The 24,373-nt window shown below is 74.5% G+C and carries 19 protein-coding genes and 1 pseudogene; 11 read left to right on the plus strand and 9 right to left on the minus strand.

Translation table 11 applies throughout. The features are described from left to right. Positions 1 to 46 precede the first annotated feature (46 nt). Positions 47 to 883: an aldo/keto reductase gene (locus KME66_RS03760; protein ID WP_216318895.1), complete on the plus strand. Its 837-nt coding sequence runs from the start codon at positions 47 to 49 to the stop codon at positions 881 to 883. Between the two features lie 134 nt (positions 884 to 1,017). Then, a complete protein-coding gene (locus KME66_RS03765; RefSeq protein ID WP_073226850.1) occupies positions 1,018 to 1,518 on the plus strand; it encodes an RICIN domain-containing protein in 501 nt (166 codons plus the stop codon). 149 nt (positions 1,519 to 1,667) lie between these two features. Here KME66_RS03765 and KME66_RS03770 read toward each other — a convergent pair whose 3' ends face one another. Continuing rightward, the gene (locus tag KME66_RS03770; RefSeq protein WP_073226853.1) at positions 1,668 to 2,552 is read right to left on the minus strand and encodes a trans-aconitate 2-methyltransferase; all 885 of its coding nucleotides are present in this window, start codon (positions 2,550 to 2,552) and stop codon (positions 1,668 to 1,670) included. Continuing rightward, entirely contained in the window at positions 2,549 to 3,559 is a 1,011-nt protein-coding gene (locus KME66_RS03775; RefSeq protein WP_216318898.1) for an AraC family transcriptional regulator, read from the minus strand. The genes KME66_RS03770 and KME66_RS03775 overlap by 4 nt, the downstream gene beginning before the upstream one ends. A 158-nt stretch (positions 3,560 to 3,717) precedes the next feature. Here KME66_RS03775 and KME66_RS03780 point away from each other — a divergent pair, with 158 nt between their 5' ends. Further along, the gene (locus tag KME66_RS03780) at positions 3,718 to 4,683 is read left to right on the plus strand and encodes an NmrA family transcriptional regulator (RefSeq protein WP_216318902.1); all 966 of its coding nucleotides are present in this window, start codon (positions 3,718 to 3,720) and stop codon (positions 4,681 to 4,683) included. Positions 4,684 to 4,799: 116 nt separating this feature from the next. Beyond that, entirely contained in the window at positions 4,800 to 5,762 is a 963-nt protein-coding gene (locus KME66_RS03785) for a LysR family transcriptional regulator (protein ID WP_216318905.1), read from the plus strand. A 193-nt stretch (positions 5,763 to 5,955) separates the two neighbouring features. Here the strand turns inward: KME66_RS03785 and KME66_RS03790 are convergent, their stop codons facing one another. Next, a complete protein-coding gene (locus tag KME66_RS03790) occupies positions 5,956 to 6,261 on the minus strand; it encodes a 4a-hydroxytetrahydrobiopterin dehydratase (protein WP_216318907.1) in 306 nt (101 codons plus the stop codon). Positions 6,262 to 6,366: 105 nt separating this feature from the next. Here KME66_RS03790 and KME66_RS03795 point away from each other — a divergent pair, with 105 nt between their 5' ends. Beyond that, a complete protein-coding gene (locus tag KME66_RS03795) occupies positions 6,367 to 7,200 on the plus strand; it encodes a helix-turn-helix domain-containing protein (RefSeq protein WP_216318910.1) in 834 nt (277 codons plus the stop codon). 20 nt (positions 7,201 to 7,220) lie between these two features. Here the strand turns inward: KME66_RS03795 and secD are convergent, their stop codons facing one another. From secD to ligA, 3 genes are all read right to left on the minus strand, one after another. Beyond that, positions 7,221 to 9,683 carry a protein translocase subunit SecD gene (gene secD / locus KME66_RS03800; protein ID WP_216318913.1) on the minus strand — a complete coding sequence of 821 codons (2,463 nt, stop codon included), beginning with the start codon at positions 9,681 to 9,683 and terminating at the stop codon, positions 7,221 to 7,223. Between the two features lie 654 nt (positions 9,684 to 10,337). Then, positions 10,338 to 11,057, minus strand: coding sequence for a rod shape-determining protein (locus tag KME66_RS03805; RefSeq protein WP_216318916.1), 720 nt, complete (start codon positions 11,055 to 11,057; stop codon positions 10,338 to 10,340). Positions 11,058 to 11,601: 544 nt separating this feature from the next. Further along, a complete protein-coding gene (ligA, locus tag KME66_RS03810; RefSeq protein ID WP_216318919.1) occupies positions 11,602 to 13,725 on the minus strand; it encodes an NAD-dependent DNA ligase LigA in 2,124 nt (707 codons plus the stop codon). Between the two features lie 86 nt (positions 13,726 to 13,811). Between ligA and KME66_RS03815 the strand changes: the two genes are divergently transcribed. After that, the gene (locus KME66_RS03815; RefSeq protein WP_073226879.1) at positions 13,812 to 14,864 is read left to right on the plus strand and encodes a LacI family DNA-binding transcriptional regulator; all 1,053 of its coding nucleotides are present in this window, start codon (positions 13,812 to 13,814) and stop codon (positions 14,862 to 14,864) included. Between the two features lie 49 nt (positions 14,865 to 14,913). Here KME66_RS03815 and KME66_RS03820 read toward each other — a convergent pair whose 3' ends face one another. Further along, the gene (locus KME66_RS03820; RefSeq protein WP_253208227.1) at positions 14,914 to 17,322 is read right to left on the minus strand and encodes a phage holin family protein; all 2,409 of its coding nucleotides are present in this window, start codon (positions 17,320 to 17,322) and stop codon (positions 14,914 to 14,916) included. Positions 17,323 to 17,608: 286 nt separating this feature from the next. Between KME66_RS03820 and KME66_RS03825 the strand changes: the two genes are divergently transcribed. Both KME66_RS03825 and KME66_RS03830 read left to right on the plus strand, forming a co-directional pair. After that, complete coding sequence (locus KME66_RS03825) at positions 17,609 to 18,385, plus strand: MBL fold metallo-hydrolase (protein WP_253208563.1); 777 nt, start codon at positions 17,609 to 17,611, stop codon at positions 18,383 to 18,385. Further along, positions 18,382 to 19,020 carry a DedA family protein gene (locus KME66_RS03830; RefSeq protein ID WP_216318924.1) on the plus strand — a complete coding sequence of 213 codons (639 nt, stop codon included), beginning with the start codon at positions 18,382 to 18,384 and terminating at the stop codon, positions 19,018 to 19,020. The genes KME66_RS03825 and KME66_RS03830 overlap by 4 nt, the downstream gene beginning before the upstream one ends. A 163-nt stretch (positions 19,021 to 19,183) precedes the next feature. Here KME66_RS03830 and KME66_RS03835 read toward each other — a convergent pair. Next, positions 19,184 to 20,381: pseudogene (locus KME66_RS03835) on the minus strand (aminotransferase class I/II-fold pyridoxal phosphate-dependent enzyme); the annotation flags it as partial. Between the two features lie 394 nt (positions 20,382 to 20,775). Between KME66_RS03835 and KME66_RS03840 the strand changes: the two are divergent. Then, on the plus strand, positions 20,776 to 22,290 hold the full coding sequence (locus KME66_RS03840; protein WP_216318926.1) for a bifunctional phosphatase PAP2/diacylglycerol kinase family protein: 1,515 nt from the start codon (positions 20,776 to 20,778) through the stop codon (positions 22,288 to 22,290). A gap of 137 nt (positions 22,291 to 22,427) precedes the next feature. After that, positions 22,428 to 23,237 carry a methyltransferase domain-containing protein gene (locus KME66_RS03845; RefSeq protein ID WP_073226891.1) on the plus strand — a complete coding sequence of 270 codons (810 nt, stop codon included), beginning with the start codon at positions 22,428 to 22,430 and terminating at the stop codon, positions 23,235 to 23,237. A gap of 24 nt (positions 23,238 to 23,261) precedes the next feature. Here the strand turns inward: KME66_RS03845 and KME66_RS03850 are convergent, their stop codons facing one another. Continuing rightward, positions 23,262 to 23,759, minus strand: a complete 498-nt coding sequence (locus KME66_RS03850; RefSeq protein WP_236726490.1) for a GNAT family N-acetyltransferase — start codon at positions 23,757 to 23,759, stop codon at positions 23,262 to 23,264. Positions 23,760 to 23,865: 106 nt separating this feature from the next. On the opposite strand from KME66_RS03850, the gene KME66_RS03855 reads away from it, so the two are divergent. Continuing rightward, entirely contained in the window at positions 23,866 to 24,219 is a 354-nt protein-coding gene (locus KME66_RS03855; RefSeq protein WP_073226952.1) for a VOC family protein, read from the plus strand. The last annotated feature ends 154 nt before the right edge of the window (positions 24,220 to 24,373 follow it).

Below are 24,373 nucleotides of genomic sequence, written 5' to 3' on the forward strand. Positions count from 1 at the left end.
GTTGTGCTCAGGAGTCAGCAACCCACGACGTTAGGATCGACCGCTCGTGAGCCAGGTCCCCTCCATCACCCTCAACAACGGCCTCGACATGCCGCAGCTCGGTTTCGGTGTCTGGCAGGTGCCGGACGACGAGGCGGAGAAGGCGGTCGCCACGGCCATCGAGACCGGGTACCGGAGCATCGACACCGCCGCGATCTACGAGAACGAGACGGGCACCGGCAAGGCCATCGCCGCCTCCGGCGTCGCGCGCGACGAGCTCTTCGTCACCACGAAGCTGTGGAACAGCGAGCAGGGCCACGACAGCACGCTGCGCGCCTTCGACGCCTCGCTCGACAAGCTCGGCCTGGACTACGTCGACCTGTACCTGATCCACTGGCCGGTTCCGGCGAAGGACGCGTACACCGACACGTACAAGGCCTTCGAGAAGATCCTCGCCGACGGCCGCGCGAAGGCCATCGGTGTGTCGAACTTCCACCCCGAGCACCTGAAGCGGCTGCTCGCCGAGACCTCCGTGGTCCCCGCCGTCAACCAGATCGAGCTGCACCCGCAGCTCCAGCAGGCCGAGGCCCGAGCCTTCCACGCCGAACACGGCATCGCCACGGAGGCCTGGTCGCCGCTGGGCCAGGGCAAGGGCCTCCTGGAGGTGCCCACGGTCGTCGCGGTCTCCCAGAAGCACGGCCGCACCCCCGCCCAGGTGGTGCTGCGCTGGCACCTGCAGACAGGAAACATCGTGATCCCGAAGTCCGTGACCCCGTCGCGGATCAAGGAGAACCTCGACGTGTTCGACTTCGAGCTGGACGCCGACGACCTCGCCGCCTTCACGGCCCTGGACGAGGGCAAGCGCCTCGGTCCGGACCCGGCGGAGTTCAACCTCGGCGCCTGAGCGCGCCCGGCCGACGACGGCGCCCCCACCGTGGATCGCGGTGGGGGCGCCGTCGTCGGCGAGCCGGACCGGCGGTCGTCGGCCGTCCGGCCCGGACACCCATCCATCGGGACGACATCGGGAAGACGGGGAACATGAGCGGCGAACTCGCTCCGGTCGTCGAGGCGGGGCCGTACCGCCTGCGCAACGTCGGCAGCAAGCTGGTGCTGGAGGTGTACGGCGCGGCGAAGGGCAGCGGGGCCCGGGTCCAGCAGGGCGAGGACGACGGGACGGCGGCCCAGGTGTGGCAGCTCTCCCCGGTGCACGAGGGCGCGGCCCTCTTCCACCTGGTCAACGAGCACAGCGGGAAGCGGTTGGACGTGGCGAACGCCGACACGTCCAACGGCACTCGGATCCAGCAGTGGAAGGCCAACAACTTCGGCGCCCAGGAGTGGCTGATCGAGCAGCACCCGCAGACACCCGGGACAGTGACGCTGGTGAGCTTCATCAGCGGGCTGGTCATGGAGGTCGCGGACGGTTCCACCGAGGCAGGGGGCACGGTTCAGCAGTGGGAGGACACCGACTCCCCCTTCCAGTGGTGGCAGTTGGAGCCCGTGCCACGGGCTTCCGGGAGCCGGCCCCCCGGAAGCGGATGAGGCAGGCCCCGGGAGCCCGTGCGGCAGGACCTCCGAGGCCGGCCCCCGGGGTCGGTCCCCCGGGGAGCCGGTCCCCCGGGGGCCGGTGAGGTATTCCCCCCGCCGCCGGTGGCCAGGCGCGGGAAGGGCTCCGGGCCGATGTCGTCCGCTCAGCCGCGGCGGCCCAGATGCACCGTGCGGGCGGCGAGCAGGTGGACGTCGGGGCGGTGGTGCAGGCCCTCGGGGTCGTCGGGGTCCAGCAGCCGGTCCAGGACGGCGCTGTCCTCGGCGGTCAGCAGATCGCCGAGCACCTCTCGCTCGCGGGTGATGCTCGCGACGACGTGCTCGCGGACCGGGCGGGACACGGGGGCGGGCAGGTCGAGGAGGAAGCTGCGGGTGCCCTGCGGGACGAGGCCGACCGCGGTGAAGAGCGCGGCCCAGTCCTCGGTCTCCCGCTTCGCGCCGGGGAGTTCGGACCGCATGTGCTCGAAGCGGGTGGCGGCGGCCGCGCCCATCCGGGCCTCCAGACCGGGCCGGCCGAGACCGATGTCACGGGGCAGACGCCGGGTGGGCAGACCTCCCTCGACGAGCGCGACCGTGCCGCCGGGCCGCAGCAGCCCGGCGAAGCCCGCCAGCGCGGCGCGCTGGTCGCCCAGGTGGTGCAGGGAGTTGCCCGCCCAGATCAGGTCGGCCTCGCCCAGCCGGTCCACATCCGCGGGGAGTTCGGCCTCCAGCGTCCGGAAGCGGTCGGTCACCCCGAGGCGTCGCGCTCGGTTCCTCGCGCGTTCCAGGAGCGCGGGCGTGCCGTCCACGGCCACCACCTCGGCCTGCGGGAAGACCTCGGCCAGCAGGCAGGAGACGACGCCGGGGCCGCTGCCGACGTCGAGGACCCGACGGACCTCGGGCGCGGTGGGCAGGGCGGCGATCCAGCGGGCGGCCTCCTCGTACTGCGTGGCGTTGAGTTCGGCTTCCTGCTCCAGCAGGGGACCCATGACGTCCCAGTCGATGTCGGCGGCGTGCGTGTCGTGGTGGCCGTGACCGGCGTGGCTGCTCATGAGGTCAGCTTCCTCACGGGCCGGCCGCTCGGCAAGGTTCCTTGCCGGTCCGGCAAATCGGGAGAGTCTTCCGGCGGACGGACGCGGTACTCCTGCGGGCTGAGACCCCTGACGCGCTTGAACGCGGCGCTGAAGGCGAAGGGGGTGCCGTAGCCGACCCTCCGGGCCACGGTCTCCACCGTGGCATCGCTCTCGCGCAGCAGGTCGGCCGCGACGGCGAGCCGCCGGCCGGTGAGGTACGCCATCGGCGGCTCCCCGACCAGTTCGGTGAACCGGCGGGCCAGACCGGCACGGGACACCCCGGCGCGGGCGGCGAGGGACGCCACGGTCCAGGGGTGGGCCGGGTCGTCCTGGAGCAGTCGCAGCGCCGTACCCACGACCGGGTCGCCCAGTGCGCGGTACCAGGCGGGAGCGTCGGCCCCGGGCCGGGCGAACCAGGCGCGGAGCACCGCGATGAGCAGCAGGTCCAGCAGCCGGTCCAGGACGACCCGCTGGCCCGGCTCGTCCTGGGCGATCTCCGTGTCGAGGAGGTCCAGCAGCGGCAGGGTACGCGCGTCGACGGGCACGGTGAGGAGCGGGGGCAGGGCGTCCAGCAGGCGGCGGCTGATCTCGCCGTCCAGCAGGTAGGTGCCGACGAGGACGGCCGTGGAGCCGTCGGCCGCGTTCCCCCAGGTCCGTACGTTCAGCACCATGTCCTGCGCGAGCGGACGGCCGTGCAGCGTGGTGCAGACGCCGCCGGGTCCGACGCGTGCGTGAGGTGTCGTCCCGGGTGTGTCGGCGACGGTGTACGGATCGGGGCCGCGGACCACCGCGACGTCCCCGGGCCCGAGCCGGACGGGTTCGCCTCCGTCGGACGGGACGACGCAGGCCTCCCCGCGCCGGACCGCCATGAGGCAGACCGGCGCCCGGTCCTCGATCCGTACCGCCCAGGGCGGCTCCATCACCATACGGAGCAGGAACGCGCCCCGGGCCCGGGGTCCGTCCAGAAGTCCGGCGAGAGGGTCCATGGCCCGACAGCGTAGACGGGCGCGGGGGTGCACGGGCGGTGGCGTGGACGGGCAGCGGCACGGGCGGTCGGTCGATCGTGTGGACGGGTGGACGCAGACGTAGGTGCGTGAGTCTTTCGAGCATGTCGCGGCGGGCGCGGGCCCGGGAGGCTGGAGCCATGACTCAGAACGCGTACACACGACGAGACGACAGCAACCGCACCCTTGACAGCACCGGTGCCTACACCGACACCGACACCGACACCGACACCGACGGGAACGGGAACGGCAGTGCCGACGGACGGGGTGCGGGCCGGATGACGGGCACGGTTCTGGTGACGAGCGGCACGGGGAAGACCGGCCGCCGGGTGGTGGAGCGGCTGGCGGCCCTCGGCGTGCCGGTCCGCTCGGGTTCACGTACCGGCGAGGTCCCGTTCGACTGGCAGGACGACACGGGGTGGGAGGCGGCGCTGCGCGGCACGGAGGCCGCCTATGTCGCGTACTACCCGGACCTGGCGGTACCCGGGGCGGCGGAGGCGATGGCCGTCTTCGGGCGGACCGCCGCGGCGAGCGGGGTACGCAGGGTGGTGCTGCTGTCGGGGCGCGGCGAGCCGCAGGCTGCCCTCGCCGAGGAGGCGCTGCGCGGGGCCGCGGGGGCGGTGGAGGTCACGGTCGTCCGGTCGGCGTTCTTCGCGCAGAACTTCAGCGAGGGGGCGCTGCTGGACGGGGTGATCGGCGGTGAGCTGGTCTTTCCCGCGGGCACGACGGCGGAACCCTTCCTGGATCTCGACGACCTGGCCGACGTGGTGGTGGCCGCGCTGACCGGGGACGGGCACGCGGGTGCGGTGTACGAGCTCACGGGGCCACGGTCCCTGACCTTCGAGGAGGCGGCCGGGGTGCTCGGCCGGGCGGCGGGCCGGCCGGTGCGGTACGTGCCGGTGACCGGTCCCGCGTATGCCTCGCTGCTGGAGGAATTCGGGGTGCCGGGGCCGGAGGCCGGATTCCTGGCCGAGTTGTTCGCCACGCTGCTGGACGGTCACAACGCGGCGCCGACGGACGAGGTGAAGCGGGTGCTGGGGCGGGAGCCGAAGGACTTCTCCGGCTTCGCGAGCGAGGCCGCTCGGAACGGGGCCTGGCACCGCTGAACCGGAACGCCGCCCCCGGCCGGTCCCGCCCGGGGCGTACGGCCCGTGTACACCGACCGAACGGTAGGCGGAGCGCACATATTGCCGGGGGGCTCCTGGGGCCATAACTTGCCCTTATGGAGCTGGAGTTGCGCCATCTGCGAACGGTCCGTGCGATAGCCGACACAGGGAGCCTCACCAAGGCCGCCGCCGCACTGGGGCTTGCCCAGCCCGCTCTCAGCGCTCAACTGCGGCGGATCGAGAAGGCCCTCGGCGGCGCCCTCTTCGATCGTGACCACACCGGAGCCCGGGCCACGCCGCTCGGCGAACTGGTGCTGGAGCGGGCCCGGGTGGTGCTGCCCGCCGTCAGTGAACTGCAGGCCGAGGCGGTGCGGTTCGCCAATGCCCGGGGGGCGCCGGACCGGTTCCGGCTGGGCGGCACGCACGGTCCGCTGCTCGGCGGTCTGGTGGACCGGATGGCCGCCGCGCACCCGGCGTCCGCGGTGTCGACGTACACCTCGTGGTCGGTGGACGAGATCGCCTCGCTGGTGATCGACGGGCGGCTCGACTTCGCGCTGATCGGGACGTGCGGTGAGAGCGCCCCGCCGATGGCGGACCGGCTGGTCTGGGAGGTCGTCGGGGTGGACCCGGTCTTCGTGATGCTTCCGGAGGACCACCCCCTGGCCGCCGAAGCGGAACTGGACCTGGCGGCGCTCGCGGACGAGTGCTGGGCGGACGTGCCCGGCGACGGCTGTTTCGCGGACTGCTTCACGGCGGCCTGCGCGCGGTCGGGCTTCACCCCGGTGTCGGTGTACGAGACGGACACCTCGTCCGTCGTCCACCTGGTGCAGGTGGGACGGGCGATCGGGCTGTGCCGGGCGACGTTCCCGCCGACGCCGGGCCTGGTGACCAGACCGCTGGCCGGGGCCCCGCTCAGCTGGCGTCACCTGGTGGGCTGGCACCCGCACTCCCCCGCCGCCGACGCGGCGGCGGGGACGGTGGCGGGGGCGACCCGCGAGGCGTACACGGAGGCGGTGTCTCGCAGCCCGAGCTACGCCCGGTGGCTCGGCGCGCACCCGCGGTTCGGCACGGTGGCCTGAGCGGGACGGGTGGATCACCCCGGGCCGACGGACGCAGGGCCCACCGCTCTGTCCGGCTGGGACGACCGGCGCAGGGGCCCACCCTCCTGTCCGGCTGGGACGGCAGGCGCAGGCCCCACCCCCCTGTCCGGCTCGGACGGCAGGCGCAGGCCCCCTGTCCGACTCGGACGGCAGGCGCAGGGGGCACACCGGCCTATTCGGCTCCGTGCGCCGGTGCGACGGCCGCCACCCGGGCGGCGAGCGTCAGGTCCTTCTCGGTGATCGCGCCGCCCGCGGAGTGCGTGTGGACGGCGAGGGCCACCGTGTTGTAGCCGAGCGTCAGATCGGAATGGTGGTTCAGCTCGTCCTGGATCCGCGCGATGTGAACCGTCAGAGCGGCGGCGGCGAAGTGGGAGGGCAGCCGGAAGGTCCGGGTGATCCGGTCGCCTTCCCGTGTCCAGCCGGGCAGGCTCTCCAGCCGGCTTTCGGTCTCGGACGGCGACAGCGGTTCGGCGCTCATGCAACGGCTCCTGTGGGTCTCGGTGGATCGGCGTACGCGTCACGTCGGGCCGGGCTGTCCGTACCGGCGCCGCGACCGGCCCGCCGGTGACGTTACGGTCTGGGCATGACGACTGTCTTGCCCGACACGGGAGTAGGGCCGCTGCTGCGGGACTGGCGGGAGCAGCGGCGCATCAGCCAGTTGGAGCTGGCCCTGCGCGCGGACTCCTCGGCCCGCCACATCTCGTTCATCGAGACGGGCCGCTCCCGCCCCAGCGAGGACATGGTGCTGCGGCTGGCCGAACACCTGGACATCCCGGTCCGGGAACGCAACGCCCTCCTCGTGATCGCCGGTTACGCGCCGCGCTTCCCGCAGACGTCCCTCGACGACCCCGCGCTGGCCTCGCTGCGCGAGAGCCTGGAGAGGCTGCTCGCGGCGTACGAGCCCTACCCGGCCCTCGTGGTGGACGGCACCTACGGGGTGGTGGCGGCCAACCGCGGGGTCGCACTGCTGCTGGAAGGCGTACCGGAGAGGCTGCTGACCCCGCCGCTGAACGCCATACGGCTCACCCTCCACCCGGAGGGGCTCGCCCCGCGCATCGTGAACCTCCCCGAGTGGCGGGCGGACCTGCTGGCCCAGATGAACCGTCAGATCGCCCTCGTACGCTCACCGGCCCTGCGCGAGCTGTACGACGAGGTCGCCGCGTACCCGGCCCCCGCCCGGACCGACGGCCCGTCCCGCGCCGCCCGGGGGACGGGAGGCGCGGGACGGCAGGAGGCCGGTGCCGCGTTCGCGCTGCCGATGCTGCTCGAACACGGGGGCCGGGTCCTGTCGTTCGTGTCGTCGATCGCGACGTTCAACACGCCGATGGACGTGACGGTGGCCGAGCTGGCCATCGAGACGTTCCTCCCGGCGGACCGGGAGACCGCCGCCTATCTGCACGCCCACGTCCCGTCCTGACCCGGCCCCTCCCGCTCCCGTCAGACGCGGGCTCCGTTGTCGAGCGGGTCACGGCGTGTCGCGTGGGCTTTCCCGCGCGACGTGCCCTTCCCCTTCCCCGGAGCGGGCGGCGGGGCCTTCGCTCCGCGCTCCAGGGCGAGGGCCCCGGGCAGGGCGGTGAACATCGAGGACCAGGTGCCGACGACGATGCCGATGAGCAGGGCGAGCGCGAAGTCGGCCAGCGAAGCCCCGCCCAGCACCGCGAGGGCCGCCAGGATGAACAGGGCTCCCATGCCGGTGTTCACCGTGCGGGGAACGGTCTGGAGGACGGCGCGGCGGGCGATGGTGTCGAGCGGGGTACGCCGGTTGGCCCCCCACAGTTCCCGTACCCGGTCGAAGACCACCACCGAGTCGTTGACCGAGTAGCCGATCACGGTGAGCAGGGCCGCCAGGAAGATGCCGTCGACCGGCCGCCCCAGCCAGGCGAAGGCGCCCACCACCAGGACCACGTCGTGGGCCATCGCCGCGACGGACGCCACCGCGAACGTCCAGCGGAACCGGACCGCCAGGTAGGCCAGTTGCACGGCCACCGCGACCCCCAGGGCGATCAGCGCGTTGCGGCGCAGTTCGTCGCCGAGGCTCGGGCCGATCAGTTCGTCGCGCAGCTTCGTCGTCTCGCCGCCCTCCTCGGCGAGCGCGGAGCGCAGGGCGTACTCGCCGTCGTTGTCGAGCTTTCCCGTGCGGACGGACAGGTCGCCGTCGCCCGCCGTGGTGACCTCGGCGTCCCCGAACCCGGCGGCGGCGAGGCTGTCCCGGGCCGTCTCGACGTCGACCGGGCGGCTGGTGGAGTACTCGACCAGCCGTCCCCCGGTGAACTCGACGCCCAGGTCGACGCCGCGCACCACGATCCCGGCCACCGCGACGACGACCAGCGTCGCCGACACGACGAGCCACCGCACCGGCTTGCGGAAGAGCTGCGGGTCCTTGCGGACCAGCCACGTGCGTACGGCACCGGGCCGCGCGATGCCGTTGACGCCCCGGTGGTCGCCGACGAAGCGGGAGTTCGCCGCGATCTCGGTGAGCACACGGGCGATGACCAGGGCGGAGAACATCGAGGCGACGACCCCGATGGCGAGCGTGACGCCGAAGCCCTTGACCGGGCCCGAGCCCAGGAAGAAGAGCAGCCCCGCCGCGATCAGCGTGGTCGCGTTGGAGTCGGCGACCGCGCTCCACGCCTTCTTGAACCCGGTGGTCAGCGCGGAGCGCAGGGAGCGGTCCGGCCGGTCGGCGCACTCCTCCCTGGCCCGTTCGAAGACCAGGACGTTCGCGTCGACCGCCATCCCGATCGCGAGGACGAACCCGGCGAGCCCGGGAAGGGTCAGGGTGACGCCGAGAGCGACGAGCGCGGCGTACGAGATCACTCCGTACGCGCCCAGTGCCAGGGTGGCCAGTGCGCCGAAGAGGCGGTAGACGACGATGATGAAGAGCGCGGTGGCGGCGGCTCCGATGAGGGCGGCCTGCGCGCTCGCGTCGATGGCCGCCGCACCGAGCGTCGGGCCGACGGTCCGCTGCTCGACGATCTCGACGGGCACAGGCAGTGCTCCGCCCTTGATGAGCAACGCCAGGTCACGCGCCTCGTCCGCGCTGAACGACCCGGTGATCTGGGTGGCCCCGGACGGCAGTCCGGCCCGGCAGCCGACCGAGGGGTCGACCTGCGGCGAGGAGATGACCTTCTCGTCGAGGACGATGGCGACCCTCCGCCGGTCGTCCCCGGCGGGGTGGCAGGCGGCCTCGCCGGTCAGCTTCCTCCAGTCCTGCCCGGCGCCCTTGCGGAACTCCAGCGACACGGTCCAGCCCGCTCCCCCCTGAGCGTCGAACGCGGCGCTCGCGTCCTCGACGCCCGCGCCGGACAGGCGGGGTTCGCCGAGATCGAGGAGACGGCCCTGCTCGTCGGGGAGCGTCAGAGGGTCGGAGTCGGGGGCGGGTTCGGTGCTGGAGCCGGGGGCCGGGGCGGGTTCGCCGGTGGAGTCGGTGGTGGAGCCGGGGGCCGGGCTCTTCCCGTCCGAGGTCGCTCCCTGCGGGGTCTTCCCGCCCGGGGTCTTCTCCTCCGGCGTCTCGCCGTCCGGGGCCTTCTCCTCCGGTCCGCCGGTCCCCGGCCCCTCGACCGCGTGGAAGGTGAGTTGGGCCGTCCGGCCGATCACCTCGGCGGCCTGGCGCGGATCTTGTACGTCGGGCAGCTCGACGATGATCCGGTCCTCGCCGGACCGGGTCAGGGTCGGTTCGGAGACGCCCAGCGAGTCGATCCGCTGCCGCAGCACCTCAAGGGTGCGGTCGGTGGTCTCCCGGTCCGCCTCGACGGTGGCGGTGTCCCGGGCCTGGAGCACGATGCGGGTGCCGCCCTGGAGATCGAGGCCGAGTCTGGGCGACTGGGTCAGGGTGATGAACACGGAGACGAGCAGCACGGCGACAGCCAGAACCGCTCGCACCGCGGTGGTGCGAGTCATGGAAATCCTCCGGTGGGGCGCCGGGCGCCCTCACCTCAGCGAGGACGCGACGCCAGAACGGCAGAACGGGACGGCGGATGACCGGTCGTGGGACCGGTGGCCCCGTCCGGAGGCCCCCGGACACCGGGCAGCCCGCCCCGGCGGCTGCCCGGCGCGTCGAAGGAGTCCGCGGCGACCTGCCGGCCGCCGCCGCGCTGCTCGGCCGGCTCCGGCGGCGCAGGGGCCAGCGCGTCGTGCGGCGGCGGTGGCGCGTGGAGAAGCAGGTACGCCCGGCCGGTGCCCGCCCGGGAGCCTGCGCCGGATCGGCCGCCGCCCTGGGCTGCTCGTGCCCGTCCGGCGCACCGAGATGCCGGGCGACGTCGTCCGCGGTGCCGTGCCCGGCGCGGTGGTGCCGGCAGTCGCGTGCCCCGTCGTGGCAGGTGCGGGGCCGGGGCGCCGACGCGCCGACGTGGCCGGCACGCTGTCCGGTCCGGTGGATCTGCGGTGCGGCGGCGGCCGTGGCGGTGGACGCGAGGCTCCGGGGAGCCAGGGCGGCGGGCGCCGTCCCGTTCGCCGTCGCGGCGCCGCCGGCCAGGGTGAGGACGGCGAGCAGCAGCGTGGTCAGCACCCAGCGCACCCGGTGCGGGTGCGCCCGGGGCCGTCGCCGGTGCGGCGTCACCTCGGGCGGCCGGATCGTCCGGGCGGCGTCGGCCGGTCGCGGAGCACGGCGCTGAGGATCTGACCGGCGCCGCGGACCACTGCGGTCGCCGGGTCGTCGGCCAGGCGCACCCGGGTGCCGAGGCGGTCGGCGAGGTGGTCGGTGACGTCGGGGCGCAGCGCACCGCCGCCCGCCAGCACGGGGCCCTTGCGCAGGGCGCCCCGGATCGCACCGTGCCGGTCGTGCCGCCACATGGACGTGATCATGTCGAGCACCGTGCGGCCGAGAACGGAGGGCAGCGCCGCCGGATCGAAACCGTCGAGGTCGTCGATCCCGCTCTCGGCCTGCCGTGCGTCGGAGACCAGGCCGCCCACGAGGAGCGTGACCTCGGTCAGTTCGGCTCCCAGGTCGACGACGAGAAGGGGGCCGCCCGTCTCGCTCGGCCCCGCGTCCGCGGCGGCGGCCCGGGCACTGCTCAGGACCAGGACGCGCGTCGTGCCCAGCCCGGTGAGCAGGGTGCGGGCGGCGGCGCGGTGTTCGGCGCCGGCGAGCACGGGGTGGCTGAGCACGATCACGCTGTCGCTGCGGTCGGGGCCCAGGGCCGCGTCGGCGATCCGGCCGAGCAGCCGACCGCAGGAGTCGGGGTCGACGATGCGCCCGCGCCGGACCGGTCGTTCGGTGCCCCCGTGCGGGCCGGAGCCGGGAAGCGGGTCCGGGAGCAGCCCTCGGCCGGGCACCCAGGCCCAGGTACGGGAGCTGCCGAGGTCCAGGGCCAGTCCCCGCGCGGCCGGGGCGGCCTTCGCTGCGATCCGGTGCCGGGACCGGCTCCGGTGCTCCGTCCGAGGACTCTCCCGGGCTCGGGAACTCCGGGCGCCTTCCGCCCCGAACGCCCCGGCACCGCTTCCGTCACGAAGCGGCCCGGGGCTCTTCCCCCATGGGCCCGCCCCCGGGTGGAACGGCCCTCGCCGCTCGCCGGTTGCGGAAGTGATCGGGACGGTCGGAGCAGGGGCACGGCCGGGCGGGGCGAGGACGGTGGCGCTCGGGTCCGGAGCGCTGCGGGCGGGTCCGGACCACGGGGGGACGGCGCGACCGGGTCGCTGTCCGTCGTGCACAGAACGCATCGTCCCTCACCCCTGGCCGGTCGTCTCCGCCGCCCACGCACCCGTCGGCCCACTGATAGTGAGGCCCGGCCGAGCACTCACTATGCAATACGGGGTGGTGGAACGCCACTTCCTCGCTGATTCACAGGCGCACAACACGCCGTGCGCCGCGGCCGGCCGCTCAGGCGTCCTCCGCCACCGCCAGGAACGCGCCGACCATCCCCGCGAACTCCTCCGGCATCGCGATCCGGATGCCCAGGTCCTCCGCCTTGGTGCGCTTGGAGCCGGCCTTGTCCCCGGCGACCAGCAGGCTCGTGCGACGGGAGACGCTGGAGGACGACTTGCCGCCCGCCCGCTCGATCAGCTCGTTCATCTGGTTGCGCGACAGCTTCTCCAGCGCCCCGGACATCGCGCCCGTCACCACCACGGTCATCCCCGCCAGCGGCAGTACGGAGCCGGCGCCGGCGGCCTCCTCGTCCGCGCCGACCGCCGCTTCCTCCCCGTCCCCGGGCTCCGGGGGCGGGGTGGCGCCCGGCTCGGTCATCGTCACTCCGGCCGCGACGAGCTTGCCGATCAGCGGTGCCAGCTCCACCAGCTCGGCGACCACCGCCGCGGCCTTCTCCTTGCCGATGCCGTCCACTTTCTGGAGCGTGTCCACGTCGGCGGCGACGATCCGGTCCATCGTGGCGAAACGGCGGGCGATGCGGCGTGACATGGAGCGCCCCGTGCCCCGTACGCCCAAGGCGCAGAAGACCCGGGAGAGCGGGCGGGTGCGGGCGGTCTCGATGGCCGCCAGGAGATTGTCCGTGGAGGTCTCGCCCATCCGGTCGAGGGCGAGCAACTGCTCGCGCTCCAGGGTGAACAGGTCGGCGAAGTCCGCGACGAGACCCGCGTCGACGAGTTGGACGACCCGGGTGGAGCCCAGCCCCTCGATGTCGAGCTGGTCACGGCCCGCCGCGTACGAGACGGAGGCGACGAGGCGGCAATGGCGACCCCGGGTGCAGCGCCAGCGCTGTTCGCTCGTGTCGATGCCGGAGCCGCACTGCGGGCAGCTCTCGGGGAAGTCGATGGGCGTCTCGTCGCCGGTGCGCAGGTGGACGACGGGAGCCTCGATGCGCGGGATGATGTCGCCGGCCTTGTAGACCATGACCTGGTCGCCCAGGCGCAGGTCGCGCCGGGTGATGTCGGCCGGATTGTGCAGGGTGGCGTAACCGACGGTGGAGCCGTCGATCTCGACCGGCTCCAGGACGGCACGCGGGGCGATGATGCCCGTGCGCCCGACGTTCCACTCGACGGCCAGCAGGCGGGTGATCTTCTCCACGGCGGGCAGCTTGTAGGCGATGGCCCAGCGGGGGGCGCGAGTGCCGGAGCCCGCCTCGCGCTGATCGACGGCCAGGTCGGCCTTGATCACGATCCCGTCGATGCCGAACGGCAGCTCGGCGCGCAGGGAACCGATGGCGTCCACCCGCGCCTGGACGTCCTCGACCGTGGCGGCCAGGACCGGCGCCGCGTCGGTGGCCGCGGCCGTGTGCACTCCGAGGTCGGCGACGTACGACAGGAGCTCGCTGTGGGGCAGTTCGGCGAGGGTCTCGCCCAGCTCCCCGGAATCGGGCAGCGGCAGCGCCCCGTAGGCGAAGAAGGTCGTCTCCACCCGGTAGGCGCGGTCCTTGGCGCGCAGCGTTCCGGCCGCCCCGTTGCGCGGGTTGGCGAAGGGGGCGCCGCCGTGTTCCGTGCGGATCGCGTTGCCCTGGTCGAACTGGTCGTGCGTCATGAGGATCTCGCCGCGCACCTCGATGGTGACCGGTTCGGCCAGTCGCTCCGGCAGGCCGACGACGGCACCCGCGGCGTGCGAGACGTCCTCGCCCGCCGTGCCGTCGCCCCGGGTGATGAGCCGCTCGAACCGGCCGTCGCGATAGCGCGCGGCGACCGCCAGGCCGTCGAGCTTCGGCTCGACGCTCCACGCGGTCACCGGTCTGCCGATGCGCCGCTCCAGCGAGGCGGTCCACGTCGCGAACTGCTCGGCCGAGAACACGTTGTCCAGCGAGAGCATGGGAACCGTGTGCGGCACGTCGCCCACGGCGGCCCCGCCCGCGACCTTGCCGGTCGGCGAGGCGGCGAGCACCTCCTCCGGGTGGTCGGCCTCGTACGCGGCTATCCCCCGCGCCAGTCGGTCGTAGGCGTCGTCGTCCAACGCGCTCTCGCCCGAGGCGTAGTACGCGGCGGCGGCTACGGATGCCTCCTCCACCGCTGCGGCGTAGGCGGCGGAATCGGCGAGGACAGCGGCTGAGTTCGTCATGGCCACCATTCTTCCGCCCACCACTGACAACGGCCGGGCGCGGAGCGGGCCCTCGGCCGAACAAGGCGGGCCCGCCTGCGGGTATAAAGGGCTGCATGACAGCCGAAGTGCCGCAGCCCGTACGCCCCGCGACCTTGGAGGACGTGGCGGCCGTGGCCGGTGTGTCACGGGCGACGGTCTCCCGGGTCATCAACGGGGCGACCACGGTGGACCCGGCCCTGCGGACCGTCGTCGAGCAGGCGGTGGCGACCACCGGCTACGTGCCCAACCGGGCCGCGCGCTCGCTGGTGACCCGGCGGACCGACTCGGTGGCGCTGGTGGTGTCCGAGCGGGAACGGCGGCCGATGTCCGAGCCGTTCGTCGGCCGCATGTTCTCCGACCCGTACTTCGGCCGGGTCGTCAGCGGGCTGCTGGAGGTGCTGCGCCCGGCGGGAATCCAGATGGTCGTGATGCTGGCCGACGACGAGGCCTCCCGCGGGCAGTTGCTCTCCTATCTGCGGCACGGCCATGTCGACGGGGTCGTGCTCATCACCACGCACGCCGACGACCCGCTGCCGGGACTGCTCCAGGAGACCCGGATGCCCGCCGTCCTCGCCGGTCGTCCGCACAGGCCGTCGCCGCTGGCCTATGTGGAGGTGGACCAGCATGCCGGGGCGCGGCTGGCGGCCGATCACCTGGCCGCGCAGGGGCGGCGGCGCATCGGCACGATCACCGGTCCCCAGGACATGCCCGCCGGACAGGTCCGGCTGACCGGCTTCCTGGAGGCCTGCGCCGCCCACGGAATCGAGGACGTGGCCTGCGCCGAGGGGGACTTCACCCATCTGGGCGGGGCGGCGGCGATGCGCCGGCTGCTGGCGGACCGCCCGGATCTGGACGGGGTGTTCATCGCCTCCGACCTGATGGCCCTGGGCGCCCTTCCGGTGCTGCTCCGGGCCGGTCGCGACGTGCCGTCCGACGTCGCGGTGGTCGGCTTCGACGACAGCAGCGCGGCCGCGGCCTGCGACCCGCCGCTGACCACGGTCCGCCAGCCGGTGGAGGAGATGGCCGCGGAGATGGCCCGGTTGCTGCTGAAGCAGATCGGCGAGCCCGGCGGCCCCTCGCCCTCCGTGCTCTTCCCGCCGACGCTGGTACGGCGGCAGTCGGCCTGAGCCGCGGGGCGCCTCGGCGAGGGGCGGGCGGGGAGGCGCGAGCGCTCGGTCAGGGCAGGTCCGGCCCGCCCGGAACAGGAGCCCGGGTCGGTCCGGGAGCCTCTGTCGCAGCCGGGGCCTGCGGCGACGCGGAAGTCTCCGTCGGCACCGCGCCCTGTGCCGGCCCGTCGCTCTCCCTCGGCGCCACGGTCTGTGGCGACCCGTCGGTCTTCCGCGACATCGCGGCCTGTGCCGGTCCGGGCACCTCCGTCGGCACCGCGCCCTGTGCCGGCCCGTCGGTCTCCCCCGGCGCCTCGGCACTCTCCCCCAGGGCCGGAGTGTCCGCCGGGAACGGTTCGTCCGCCAGGTCGGCCCCGGCGAAGCCCTCCGCACGCACCGGGACCTGGGGCCCCGAGGATTCCTGGAGCCAGCGGGTGAGCACCCGGTGGACCGCCTCGGCGCCCACCAGACCGCCGCCCGGCGGCGCCGGCGCGCCCTCCGCCGTCTCGGCGGCCACGATGTCGAGGGGGTCCGTGAGGCCGCGCGGCCAGAGCAGGAACGGCCGGGACTGCTCGCCGCCGAGGCCGCCGTGCGAGCCGATCTGCTCCTCGAACGCGTGCACGGTGTCGGTGGCGGGGTCGTACATGGAGTTGACCATGACGTCGGCGACGTGCGGAAAGGTGTCCGTACGGCGTACGGCGTCGGCCGCCCCGATACCGAAGGCCGCGAGCGGGCCCTCGCCGTCCGTGAGTTCGGCGACCGGGACCCGGGCGCCGCCGGCCCCGAGCACCACGGAGCCGTCCTCCCCGCCGACGAGGAGGAAGCCGATTCCCGGGTGGTTGGCGAGCGTGGAGAGCAGCGCCGGGTGGCGGCGCTCGATCTGTTCGCGGGAGGCGCGGCCCTCGATGTCGGGGAAGGAGATCAGCCCGAGGTTGCCGGAGGCCAGCACGATCGGGTCGGAGAGCTTGGCCGGATGCTCGTCCTGCTGTCCCTCCAGGGGGCGGTGGAGAGCGATCCGCACCGCGTCGCGGGCCTCGGATGCGCTGCGGGTGCGCTGCGCACGACGGGGCACGGGCAGCCCGCAGCCCGCCCGGACCAGGTCCTTGAGGGTGAGCCCGTACTGTCCCGCGAAGGTCTCCCCGGGGCTCTGTCCGTGGTCGGACAGGAGCACGATCCGGTAGGCGCGCGGAGTGTGTTCGGCGATCTTGGCGATCAGGGCGAGGGAGCGGTCGAGGCGTACGAGGACCTTCTCCGCGTCGCGGCTGCGGGGCCCCGAGTGGTGGGCGACCTCGTCGTAGGCGACGAGGTCGGCGTAGACGGCGGTGCGCCCGGCGAACATGTCGCCCAGGACGGCGGCGACGACGACATCGCGCTCCACGACGGTGGCGAAGGCGCGGATGAAGGGGTAGAGACCGCCGCGCTTGATCCGCGGGGTGACCTTCCGGGCGCGGGCCCGGGTCGACTGCCCGATCTCGCGGAGCACCTCCGCGACGAAGGACAGGGCGGTGCGGGTGGCGTTGGCCGGGTCGGCGAAGTAGGCGAAGTATCCGGCGCGGGAACGGCGGCCCTTGCCGCGCCGGGCGGCCATGGAGAGCACCAGGGCGAGCTGTCCGGCGCCGCCGCTGAAGAGATTGCCCCGGCTCGCCCCGTCGACGGCGAGGAGCCCTCCGTCGTGGGTGCGCCGGATGGCCCGGCGTTGCATTTCGAGGGCGCTCGCAGGGCGGCTGGAGACCATGACGGTGCCGGTCTCCTTCTCGTACCAGCGGAACGCGGGCACGTCGTGGTTGCTGCCGTGCAGGATGGCGAGCTGGCTGGCGCCGGTCTGGCTGGACCAGTCGGTACGCCAGGGGGTGAGGCGGTGTCCGGAGGAATCCGCGAGCCACCCGGCGACGGTCGGCATGAGCCCGTCGGCCGCCGCCTTGACCAGCACGTCGTGGCCCACACCGTCGAACTGGAGGAAGACCGTGCCGGGCGGGCCGTCGCGGCCGGGTTCGGCCGGTCCGGACGGTCCGCCGCGTCTGCGGCGCCGGTAGGCGAGCCGGGACAGCCGGCGGCGGTAGGCCTCGTCGTCCCGGACGGCGAGAGCGGTGGAGGTGGCGGAGGCGACGGCGGACATCACGGCGGCGACCACGACCGCGGTCTCCGGCGCCGCGTCACCCCGTCCGTCCGGGATCAGGCGCAGCGCTATCAGCAGCAGCGTTCCGTTGAGGAAGAAGACCAGCGCGCCGAGGACCAGCGCGGGCACGACGAGCAGGGACCGGACGAGGACGGGCCACACCAGGGCGGAGAGCAGGCCGAAGGCGCCCGCGCCCCAGGCCGCGGTGAACGCTGTCCTGGTGATCGTGTCGCCGTCGTCGGACTGGAGCTGGAAGTCGGGCAGGGCGCCGGCCAGCGCGAGCATGGTGAGGGTGGACACCGCCCAGACCGCGATCACGCGCATCAGGGCCCTGCCCGCCGTACGCCACTTCCCGTCATCCACGCCGGTCCACCTCACGCCCTCTCCGCCCCCGGGCCCGGTGCGTCCGGGGCCCGTCTGTCAGCTTTTCACAGCGTCGCTCCCGGTCAGCGGCTTCGGCGACACCCCCGGGCCCGGCACGCGGGTCGTGGGGGCGCATAGGCTCGTACCGGCAGCGCGCCCGGTCACGGTCCGCGCGGGCCGTGCACCGGGTCGCGGGGATCGTACGGGGCCGGACGAGGGCAGGATGAGGACCGGGCCGGACCGGGCAGGAACCGGACGGGGATCGAGCGAGGAGGCGGGCGTGCCGGTGGAGGTCACCTGGTGGGGTCATGCCACCTGCACGATCGAGGACTCGGGGGTACGGGTGCTGACCGACCCCCTGTTCGTACGGCGCTTCGCGCATCTGCGCCGCCGCCGGGGCGACGTACCGCCGCCCCGGGCCGCGGTCGCCGAGGTGGTGCTGGTCTCCCATCTGCACTCGGATCATCTGCATCTGCCCTCGCTGGCCCGGCTGGCTCCGGGCAGCCGGCTGATCGTGCCGAGCGGCGCGGTGGCGGCCGTGCCGGGTCTCCGGCTGCTGCGGCGGGCACGGCAGCTGCACGTCACCGAGGTGCGGCCGGGTGACACGGTGCGGGTCGGGGAGGTGCGGGTACGCGCGGTCCCCGCGCTGCACGACGGGCGGCGGCTGCCGGTCGGGCCGCACCGGTCCCCCGCGCTCGGCTTCGTCGTCGAGGGAGAGGCCCGGACGTATTTCGCCGGGGACACCGGGCTCTTCGACACGATGGCCGACGAGGTGGGGCCGGTGGACGTGGCGCTGCTGCCGGTGGGCGGATGGGGGCCCTATCTGGGGCACGGCCATCTGGACCCGGTCCGTGCCGCCGAGGCGCTGACCCGGCTCGCACCCCGGGCGGCGGTGCCGGTGCACTACGGGACGTACTGGCCGATCGGCCTGGACGCGGTGCGGCCGCACGAGTTCCACGCACCGGGGGACGAGTTCGTCCGGCACGCGGCGAGGCGGGCACCGGAGGTCACCGTGCATCTGCTGGGCCACGGCGAGCGGGTCAGACCGGAGGCCGGCCGGTGATCCAGGAGATCCAGCAGGTGGTGCGGGAGCTGCCCACCGAGTCGACCCAGCAGGCCGTCGGCTATCCGACGCTGTTCGCCCTGGTGGCGCTGGGTTCCCTGGTGCCCGTGGTGCCGACGGGCGCGCTGGTCAGTTCGGCGGCGGTGGTGGCCTTCCACCAGACGTCACCGCTCACCCTGCTCTTCGTCTTCCTGGTGGCGTCGGCCGCCGCGTTCCTCGGGGACATCTGTCTGTACGGGCTGGGGCAGCGCGGTGTGCGGTCGAAGAACGGGTCGAAGTGGCTGGCGGCCATAACCCGCCGGGCGGCGCCGGAGCGACTGGCCCAGGCTCAGGAGAAGCTGGCCGAGCACGGCGGGACGGTGCTGGTGCTGTCCCGCCTGGTGCCGGCCGGCCGGATTCCGGTGATGCTGGCGTGCCTGCTGGGCCGGATGCCGCTCCGGCAGTTCGCCCGGGGCGACGTTCCGGCGTGTCTGGCCTGGGCGGCGACGTACCAGCTGATCGGGATCCTGGGCGGCTCGCTGTTCCCGGAACCGTGGCAGGGGGTGGTCGCGGCGGTCGCCCTGACGCTGCTGATCAGCGGGGCGCCGGCGGTGTGGCGGAGGCTGCGGGCGCGGTTCGGTCCCGCGGCTTCCTAGCCGTCCCCGGCGGCCGTGCAGGTGGCCGGACCGAGCGTCGACGCGCCCCGGCCCGGCGCGGCCCGTACGCAGCAGGCGTACCCCGCGGCGCATCCGCGCCCCGGCCCGTACGCAGCGCAGCGCTGTCCCGGCGCAGCACAGCCCGTACGCAGCTCGGCCGTACTCAACGCAGTTCGGCGAAGACCGCCGCGAATCCCTCCAGGGCCCGCGCCACGTGCGGGAGCTCCAAGGGCTTCGCGGCGGCGAGGGACTCCGTCTGCTGCTGCGGCGTGGCCCCCAGCAGCGGACCGGTGCCCAGGCGTACGCGCAGCGCGCCGAGCTCGTCCCCGAAGCGGTGTCCGCCCGGGGCCGGTGCGCCGAGCCGGTCGGTGAGGTACTCCTCCAGCTCCATGGAGTCCGTGACGCCCAGGTCCGCCAGCCGGGAGCGGAGCGGGCCGAGGTCGGCGTAGAGGTGGCGGCCGGCCTGCGGGGGGCGGGCCAGTGCGCCGGAGCCGAGGACCGCGCGGTGCGCGGCAGCGGCGACCCCGGTCTGGAGCGCGGCGGCCCGCCGGATCCGCTCGCGTACGGAGTCGGGCTCGCCCAGGGCGTGGGCGGCGGCGTGGGCGACCGGACCGGCGACGAGGGCGCCGAGCGCGGTGAGGATGTCCAGGGTGCGGGCGTGGCGGACGGCGGCGCGGGAGGTGTCGGGGAAGCGGGCGACGGCGACCGGCCAGGCCGCGGGAACGAGGGCCCCGGACAGGTCGGCGATCACCGTCACGTCGTCCGGGCACATCTCGGCCGGACTGAGCAGGACGGTGTCGCGCGGGCGGTGCACGGTGTCGCGCCACGTCTCGTCGCTGACGATGTGCAGCCCTTCGCCGACGGCCGCCTCGCAGGCCTCGCGGACCAGCTCGGGCGGGGCGATGGTGGCGGTGGGATCGTCCACGACGGACAGGAGCAGCAGCTTCGGCCGACCGCCCTCCGCACGGACCCTGCGGACGGTCTCCAGCAGCGCGTAAGGGTCGGGTACGCCGCCGCATTCGGCCGGGGTGGGCACATGGTAGGCGGGGCGGCCCAGCAGCCGGGCCTGCGGCATCCAGGCGGCGGGGCAGGGGCGCGGCATGAGGACGTCGCCGCCGTGTGCGCCGACGAGGGCCAGGAGGAGCGGCTGGGCCCCGGGGGCCGCGGCGATACCGCCCGCCGTGCCGTGCAGCCCGCGCCGGTCCCAGTAGCCCCGGGCCGCCTCGCGGAGGACCGGCCCGCCGCCGGGGCTCCGGGCGGGTCCGGGCGGAGGCGGCGGCGAGGACGGCGGCCAGTTCGGGAAGGACCGGGAGCCCGGGGTCGGGGGCGGGCGGCCCGTAGCGGACGGGGCCGTGATCTTCGTGCGCGCGGCCGGGGCGCGCCCGCCTGCGGGCCCCTCGTCCTGGGCGGGGCGGCCCGGTCCTCCGGCGGGCGGGTCCGGTCCCGCCCCGCGTGGCCGGGTCCGCCCGGCAGGCTCCCCGGCGGACCCGTGTCCTCGGTCCCCTGCATCCGGGCCTCCTCCGCCGCTCGTCGCTTCGCGTCCTCGCCCGGCCGTCCCGCCCCGTGCCGCCGTCCGGACCGGGCGGACGGCCCCTGGCTTCTTTATACGGAGCTTCCGGGCAGCCCGCCCGGTCAATCGCGCGCCCGCGTCGGTGGCGTCACCGGGTCGGCCGTCGGGCGGCCGGTGGCGGCGCGTGGCGCGCCTCCCAGCGCGCCTGCTGGTTCAGCACGCCCCGGAGGGGTATTCGCTGATCCATGTCCACACCGACAACCTCACCCACCGCCTCCTCCGTACCGGCCGTCGCCCGGATGCGCGGCTGGCTGCAGGGGCGCGATCTCGCCGTCTTCCGGAGCGTCGCGGACCGTCACTGGCCGGGTGCCGATCCGCTGCTGCCCCGGCTGAGCCGGAGCGCCAACCACGGGCTGCTCTGGTTCGGGGCGGCGGCCGGGATCGCCGTCCTCGGCAGCAGCGCGCGGTCACGCCGGGCCGCGCTGCGCGGAGTGGCGTCCCTCGCCGTGGCCTCGGCGGCCATCAACACCGTCGGGAAGGGCGCGGTGCGCCGCGACCGGCCGATACTGGACGCCGTGCCGATAGTGCGCCGGCTCAAGCGGCAGCCCGTCACCACCTCCTTCCCCTCGGGACACGCCGCGTCGGCGGCCGCCTTCGCCACCGGGGTGGCTCTGGAGTCCACGGGCTGGGGTGCGGTCGTGGCCCCGGTCGCGGTGGCCGTGGCGGCCTCCCGCGTCTACACCGGGGTGCACTATCCGAGCGATGTCCTCGCCGGCGCGGCACTCGGCATAGGGGCCGCGTTCGCCCTGCGCGGCGTCGTGCCCACCCGGGGCCAGCTGCCCGCTCCCGGCCGGCCGCCCGGCGAGGCCCCGGCACTGCCCGCCGGGAAGGATCTCGTGGTGGTGGTGAACCAGGAGTCGGGCACGGCCACCGCGACCGCCTCGCTGGTCCGGGAGGCGCTGCCGATGGCGACCGTCATGGAGGTGGCTCCCGGCGATCTGCCGGCCGCCTTCGACGAGGCGGCGAGCCGCGGCCGGGCCCTGGGCGTCTGCGGGGGCGACGGCACGGTGAACCTGGCGGCCTCGGTGGCCGCGACGCACGGGATGCCCCTCGCGGTCTTCCCCGGCGGCACCCTCAACCACTTCGCCTACGACCTGGGCATCGAGACCGTCCACGACACCGCGGTCGCCCTCACGGCGGGCGATGCCATCCGGGTGGACCTCGGGCGCTTCCGGCCGGGCCCCAAGGGCGCGGACGGCGCCGACGGCTATTTCCTCAACGCCTTCTCGCTGGGCGTCTATCCGGACCTGGTCCGTACCCGGGAGCACTGGTCGCCGCGGATCGGCGGCTGGCCCGCGGGCGTGCTCGCGGCGTTGCACGTGCTGCGCGGCCAGCGGCCGCTGGAGGCCGAGTTCCAGGGCCGCAGGCGTCCGTTGTGGCTGGTCTTCGTCGGCAACGGGCTCTTCCGGCGCGTGGGCCCGAACCCGGGCCGCCGCCACAACCTGGCCGACGGGCTGCTCGACGTCCGGGTCGTCCACGGCGGGCGCGGGCCGGCGCTGCGGCTGCTGGCGGCGGCGGTGGCGGGACCGCTCACGCGCTCCCCCGCCCATGCCGCGGTGCGGCGGCGCCGGGTGCGGATCGGCGGACTCGCGCCGGGGACGCCGTACGCGTACGACGGCGAGGTGGCCCGCTCCGGAACGGAGCTGATGATCGACAAACTGCCGGAGGCGCTGACGGTCTACTGCCCCATGCCGGTCTGACCCACCGCGGCGCCCGCCACGAACCCACGTCCGCATAGCAAGACACCTATCTCACCATCCGACATCGCGGCGTACGGTGGCTCCGTCGCCGCGCCCGTCGGCGCGGGGCTTCCGGGAGAGGGAGAGGGCGTCACGCCATGCCGAAGGACACCGCCGTGTACACGCACGGCCACCACGAGTCCGTCCTGCGCTCGCACCGGTGGCGGACCGCCGCCAACTCGGCGGCCTATCTCCTCGACGAACTGCGCCCCGGCCTGGCCGTGCTGGACGTCGGCTGCGGGCCCGGGACCATCACCGCCGATCTGGCCGCACGGGTGGCGCCGGGCCGGGTCACCGCGGTGGACGCCGCCGCCGGCATCCTGGACCGGGCCGCCGCGGTGGCGGACGAACGGGGCCTGGAGAACGTCGAGTTCGCCGTGGCCGACGTCCACGCACTGGACTTTCCCGACGACTCCTTCGACGTGGTCCACGCGCACCAGGTGCTCCAGCACGTGGGCGACCCGGTGCGGGCGCTGCGCGAGATGCGGCGGGTCTGCCGGCCCGGTGGCGTGGTCGCGGCCCGGGACAGCGACTACGCGGCGATGACCTGGTATCCGCAGACTCCCGGTCTCGACGTGTGGCAGGACGTGTACGGTCGGGTGGCCCGCGCGAACGGCGGCGAGCCCGACGCCGGCCGCCGCCTCCTCGCGTGGGCGCGGCAGGCGGGGTTCACCGACATCACCCCGACCGCGGCCGCCTGGTGTTTCGCCACGCCGGAGAGCCGCGCCTGGTGGAGCGGCCTGTGGGCGGACCGTACGACGGATTCCGGCTATGCCGAGCTGGCGGTACGGGGCGGCCACGCGAGCCCCGAGGAGCTGGCGGCCATCGCGGACACCTGGCGCGGCTGGGGCGCCGACGAGGACGGCTGGTTCCTGGTGCCGCACGGTGAGGTGCTCTGCCGGGTCTGACGCGGGCCGCCGGCGGCGGACGGCTCAGGGGCGGCGCCACTCCATGACGTGCCCGGTCGCCGCGAACCGTTCGTTGCCGGCGAGCTTGCCGGTCTTCGTCTCGACGACCACGAACCCCTCGCTCTCGTAGAGGGCGCGGGCGCTGTCGTTCCCGGCCAGTACGGTGCACTCGATCCGGGCGGACGCGTCGGCGGTCAGCACGTGCCGGAGCAGGATCCGGCCGATTCCCTGGCGGTAGCGGGCGGGATCGACGTACAGCCAGGTCAGTTCGGCGTCCGCGAACGCGGCGAACCCGGCCACCCGCGGCCCGGCTCCCGTGCCGTCGTCCGCCTCCGCCACCCAGAGGCCGCCGTCGAAGAGCCCCTCCTCCTCATAGGTCTCGGCCAGCGTCAGAAAGGCCTCCACCCCTACAGAGCCGCGCAGTTCGTCCAGTCGCGCGATGTCGTGGATGCGGGCGATGGCGTCCCAGTCCTCCGGCCGGTAGGGCCGGACGGTGACCTCCGGTGGCATACGTCGTTCCATGGGGCGACCCTCGCACCACGCCCGCACCACGGCAACCGAGTTCCGGGCGGGCGGAGCGGACCCGAATCGATCACACCCGTGGCGCGGGCCAATTACCCTCGTCCCCATGGAGATTCTCGGAACCACGCTGCGTATCTGCGTCGACGACCTGGAGGCCGCGGTGGCCTTCTACGAGGGGCTCATGGGCGCCCCGGCCCAGCGCTTCGAGCGCGGCGGGGTGTCGGTCGCCGCCATCGGCTGCTTCCTGCTGATGAGCGGCCCCGAGTCCGAGCTTGAGGTGCTGCGGAAGGTGGGGGCGACCATCGCCGTCAAGGATGTCGACGAGACGAACGCGGCGCTCACCCGGGCCGGGGCTCGGATCGTCGCGGGCCCGCTGTCGACCCCGGCGGGCCGCAATCTGATCGCCCTGCACCCGGACGGCTCCATCTTCGAGTACGTGGACCGCAACGTCACCGCCTGAACCGGACGACCCGCTGATCGACGCCGAACGACCCTCCTCGTCCGTCTCACGGGCGGTCAGCGGGCGACGCGCCCGCAGCCGGTCCGCTTCCCGCGCACCGATCGAACAGAACGCCTGAGCGCCCCGGAGAGCGGCTTCGGGGTCGGACGAGCAC

The sequence above is a fragment of the Streptomyces sp. YPW6 genome (genome assembly GCF_018866325.1).
GTDB lineage: Bacteria > Actinomycetota > Actinomycetes > Streptomycetales > Streptomycetaceae > Streptomyces.

Coding starts and splice junctions, on each gene's coding strand:
- KME66_RS03785 (WP_216318905.1), top strand. CDS start 4,800: ATGGAGCTGGAGTTGCGCCATCTGCGAACGGTCCGTGCGATAGCCGAC.
- KME66_RS03780 (WP_216318902.1), top strand. CDS start 3,718: ATGACTCAGAACGCGTACACACGACGAGACGACAGCAACCGCACCCTT.
- secD (WP_216318913.1), bottom strand. CDS start 9,683: ATGACTCGCACCACCGCGGTGCGAGCGGTTCTGGCTGTCGCCGTGCTG.
- KME66_RS03790 (WP_216318907.1), bottom strand. CDS start 6,261: ATGAGCGCCGAACCGCTGTCGCCGTCCGAGACCGAAAGCCGGCTGGAG.
- KME66_RS03775 (WP_216318898.1), bottom strand. CDS start 3,559: ATGGACCCTCTCGCCGGACTTCTGGACGGACCCCGGGCCCGGGGCGCG.
- KME66_RS03840 (WP_216318926.1), top strand. CDS start 20,776: ATGTCCACACCGACAACCTCACCCACCGCCTCCTCCGTACCGGCCGTC.
- KME66_RS03765 (WP_073226850.1), top strand. CDS start 1,018: ATGAGCGGCGAACTCGCTCCGGTCGTCGAGGCGGGGCCGTACCGCCTG.
- KME66_RS03850 (WP_236726490.1), bottom strand. CDS start 23,759: ATGGAACGACGTATGCCACCGGAGGTCACCGTCCGGCCCTACCGGCCG.
- KME66_RS03855 (WP_073226952.1), top strand. CDS start 23,866: ATGGAGATTCTCGGAACCACGCTGCGTATCTGCGTCGACGACCTGGAG.
- KME66_RS03795 (WP_216318910.1), top strand. CDS start 6,367: ATGACGACTGTCTTGCCCGACACGGGAGTAGGGCCGCTGCTGCGGGAC.
- KME66_RS03770 (WP_073226853.1), bottom strand. CDS start 2,552: ATGAGCAGCCACGCCGGTCACGGCCACCACGACACGCACGCCGCCGAC.
- KME66_RS03815 (WP_073226879.1), top strand. CDS start 13,812: ATGACAGCCGAAGTGCCGCAGCCCGTACGCCCCGCGACCTTGGAGGAC.
- ligA (WP_216318919.1), bottom strand. CDS start 13,725: ATGGTGGCCATGACGAACTCAGCCGCTGTCCTCGCCGATTCCGCCGCC.
- KME66_RS03845 (WP_073226891.1), top strand. CDS start 22,428: ATGCCGAAGGACACCGCCGTGTACACGCACGGCCACCACGAGTCCGTC.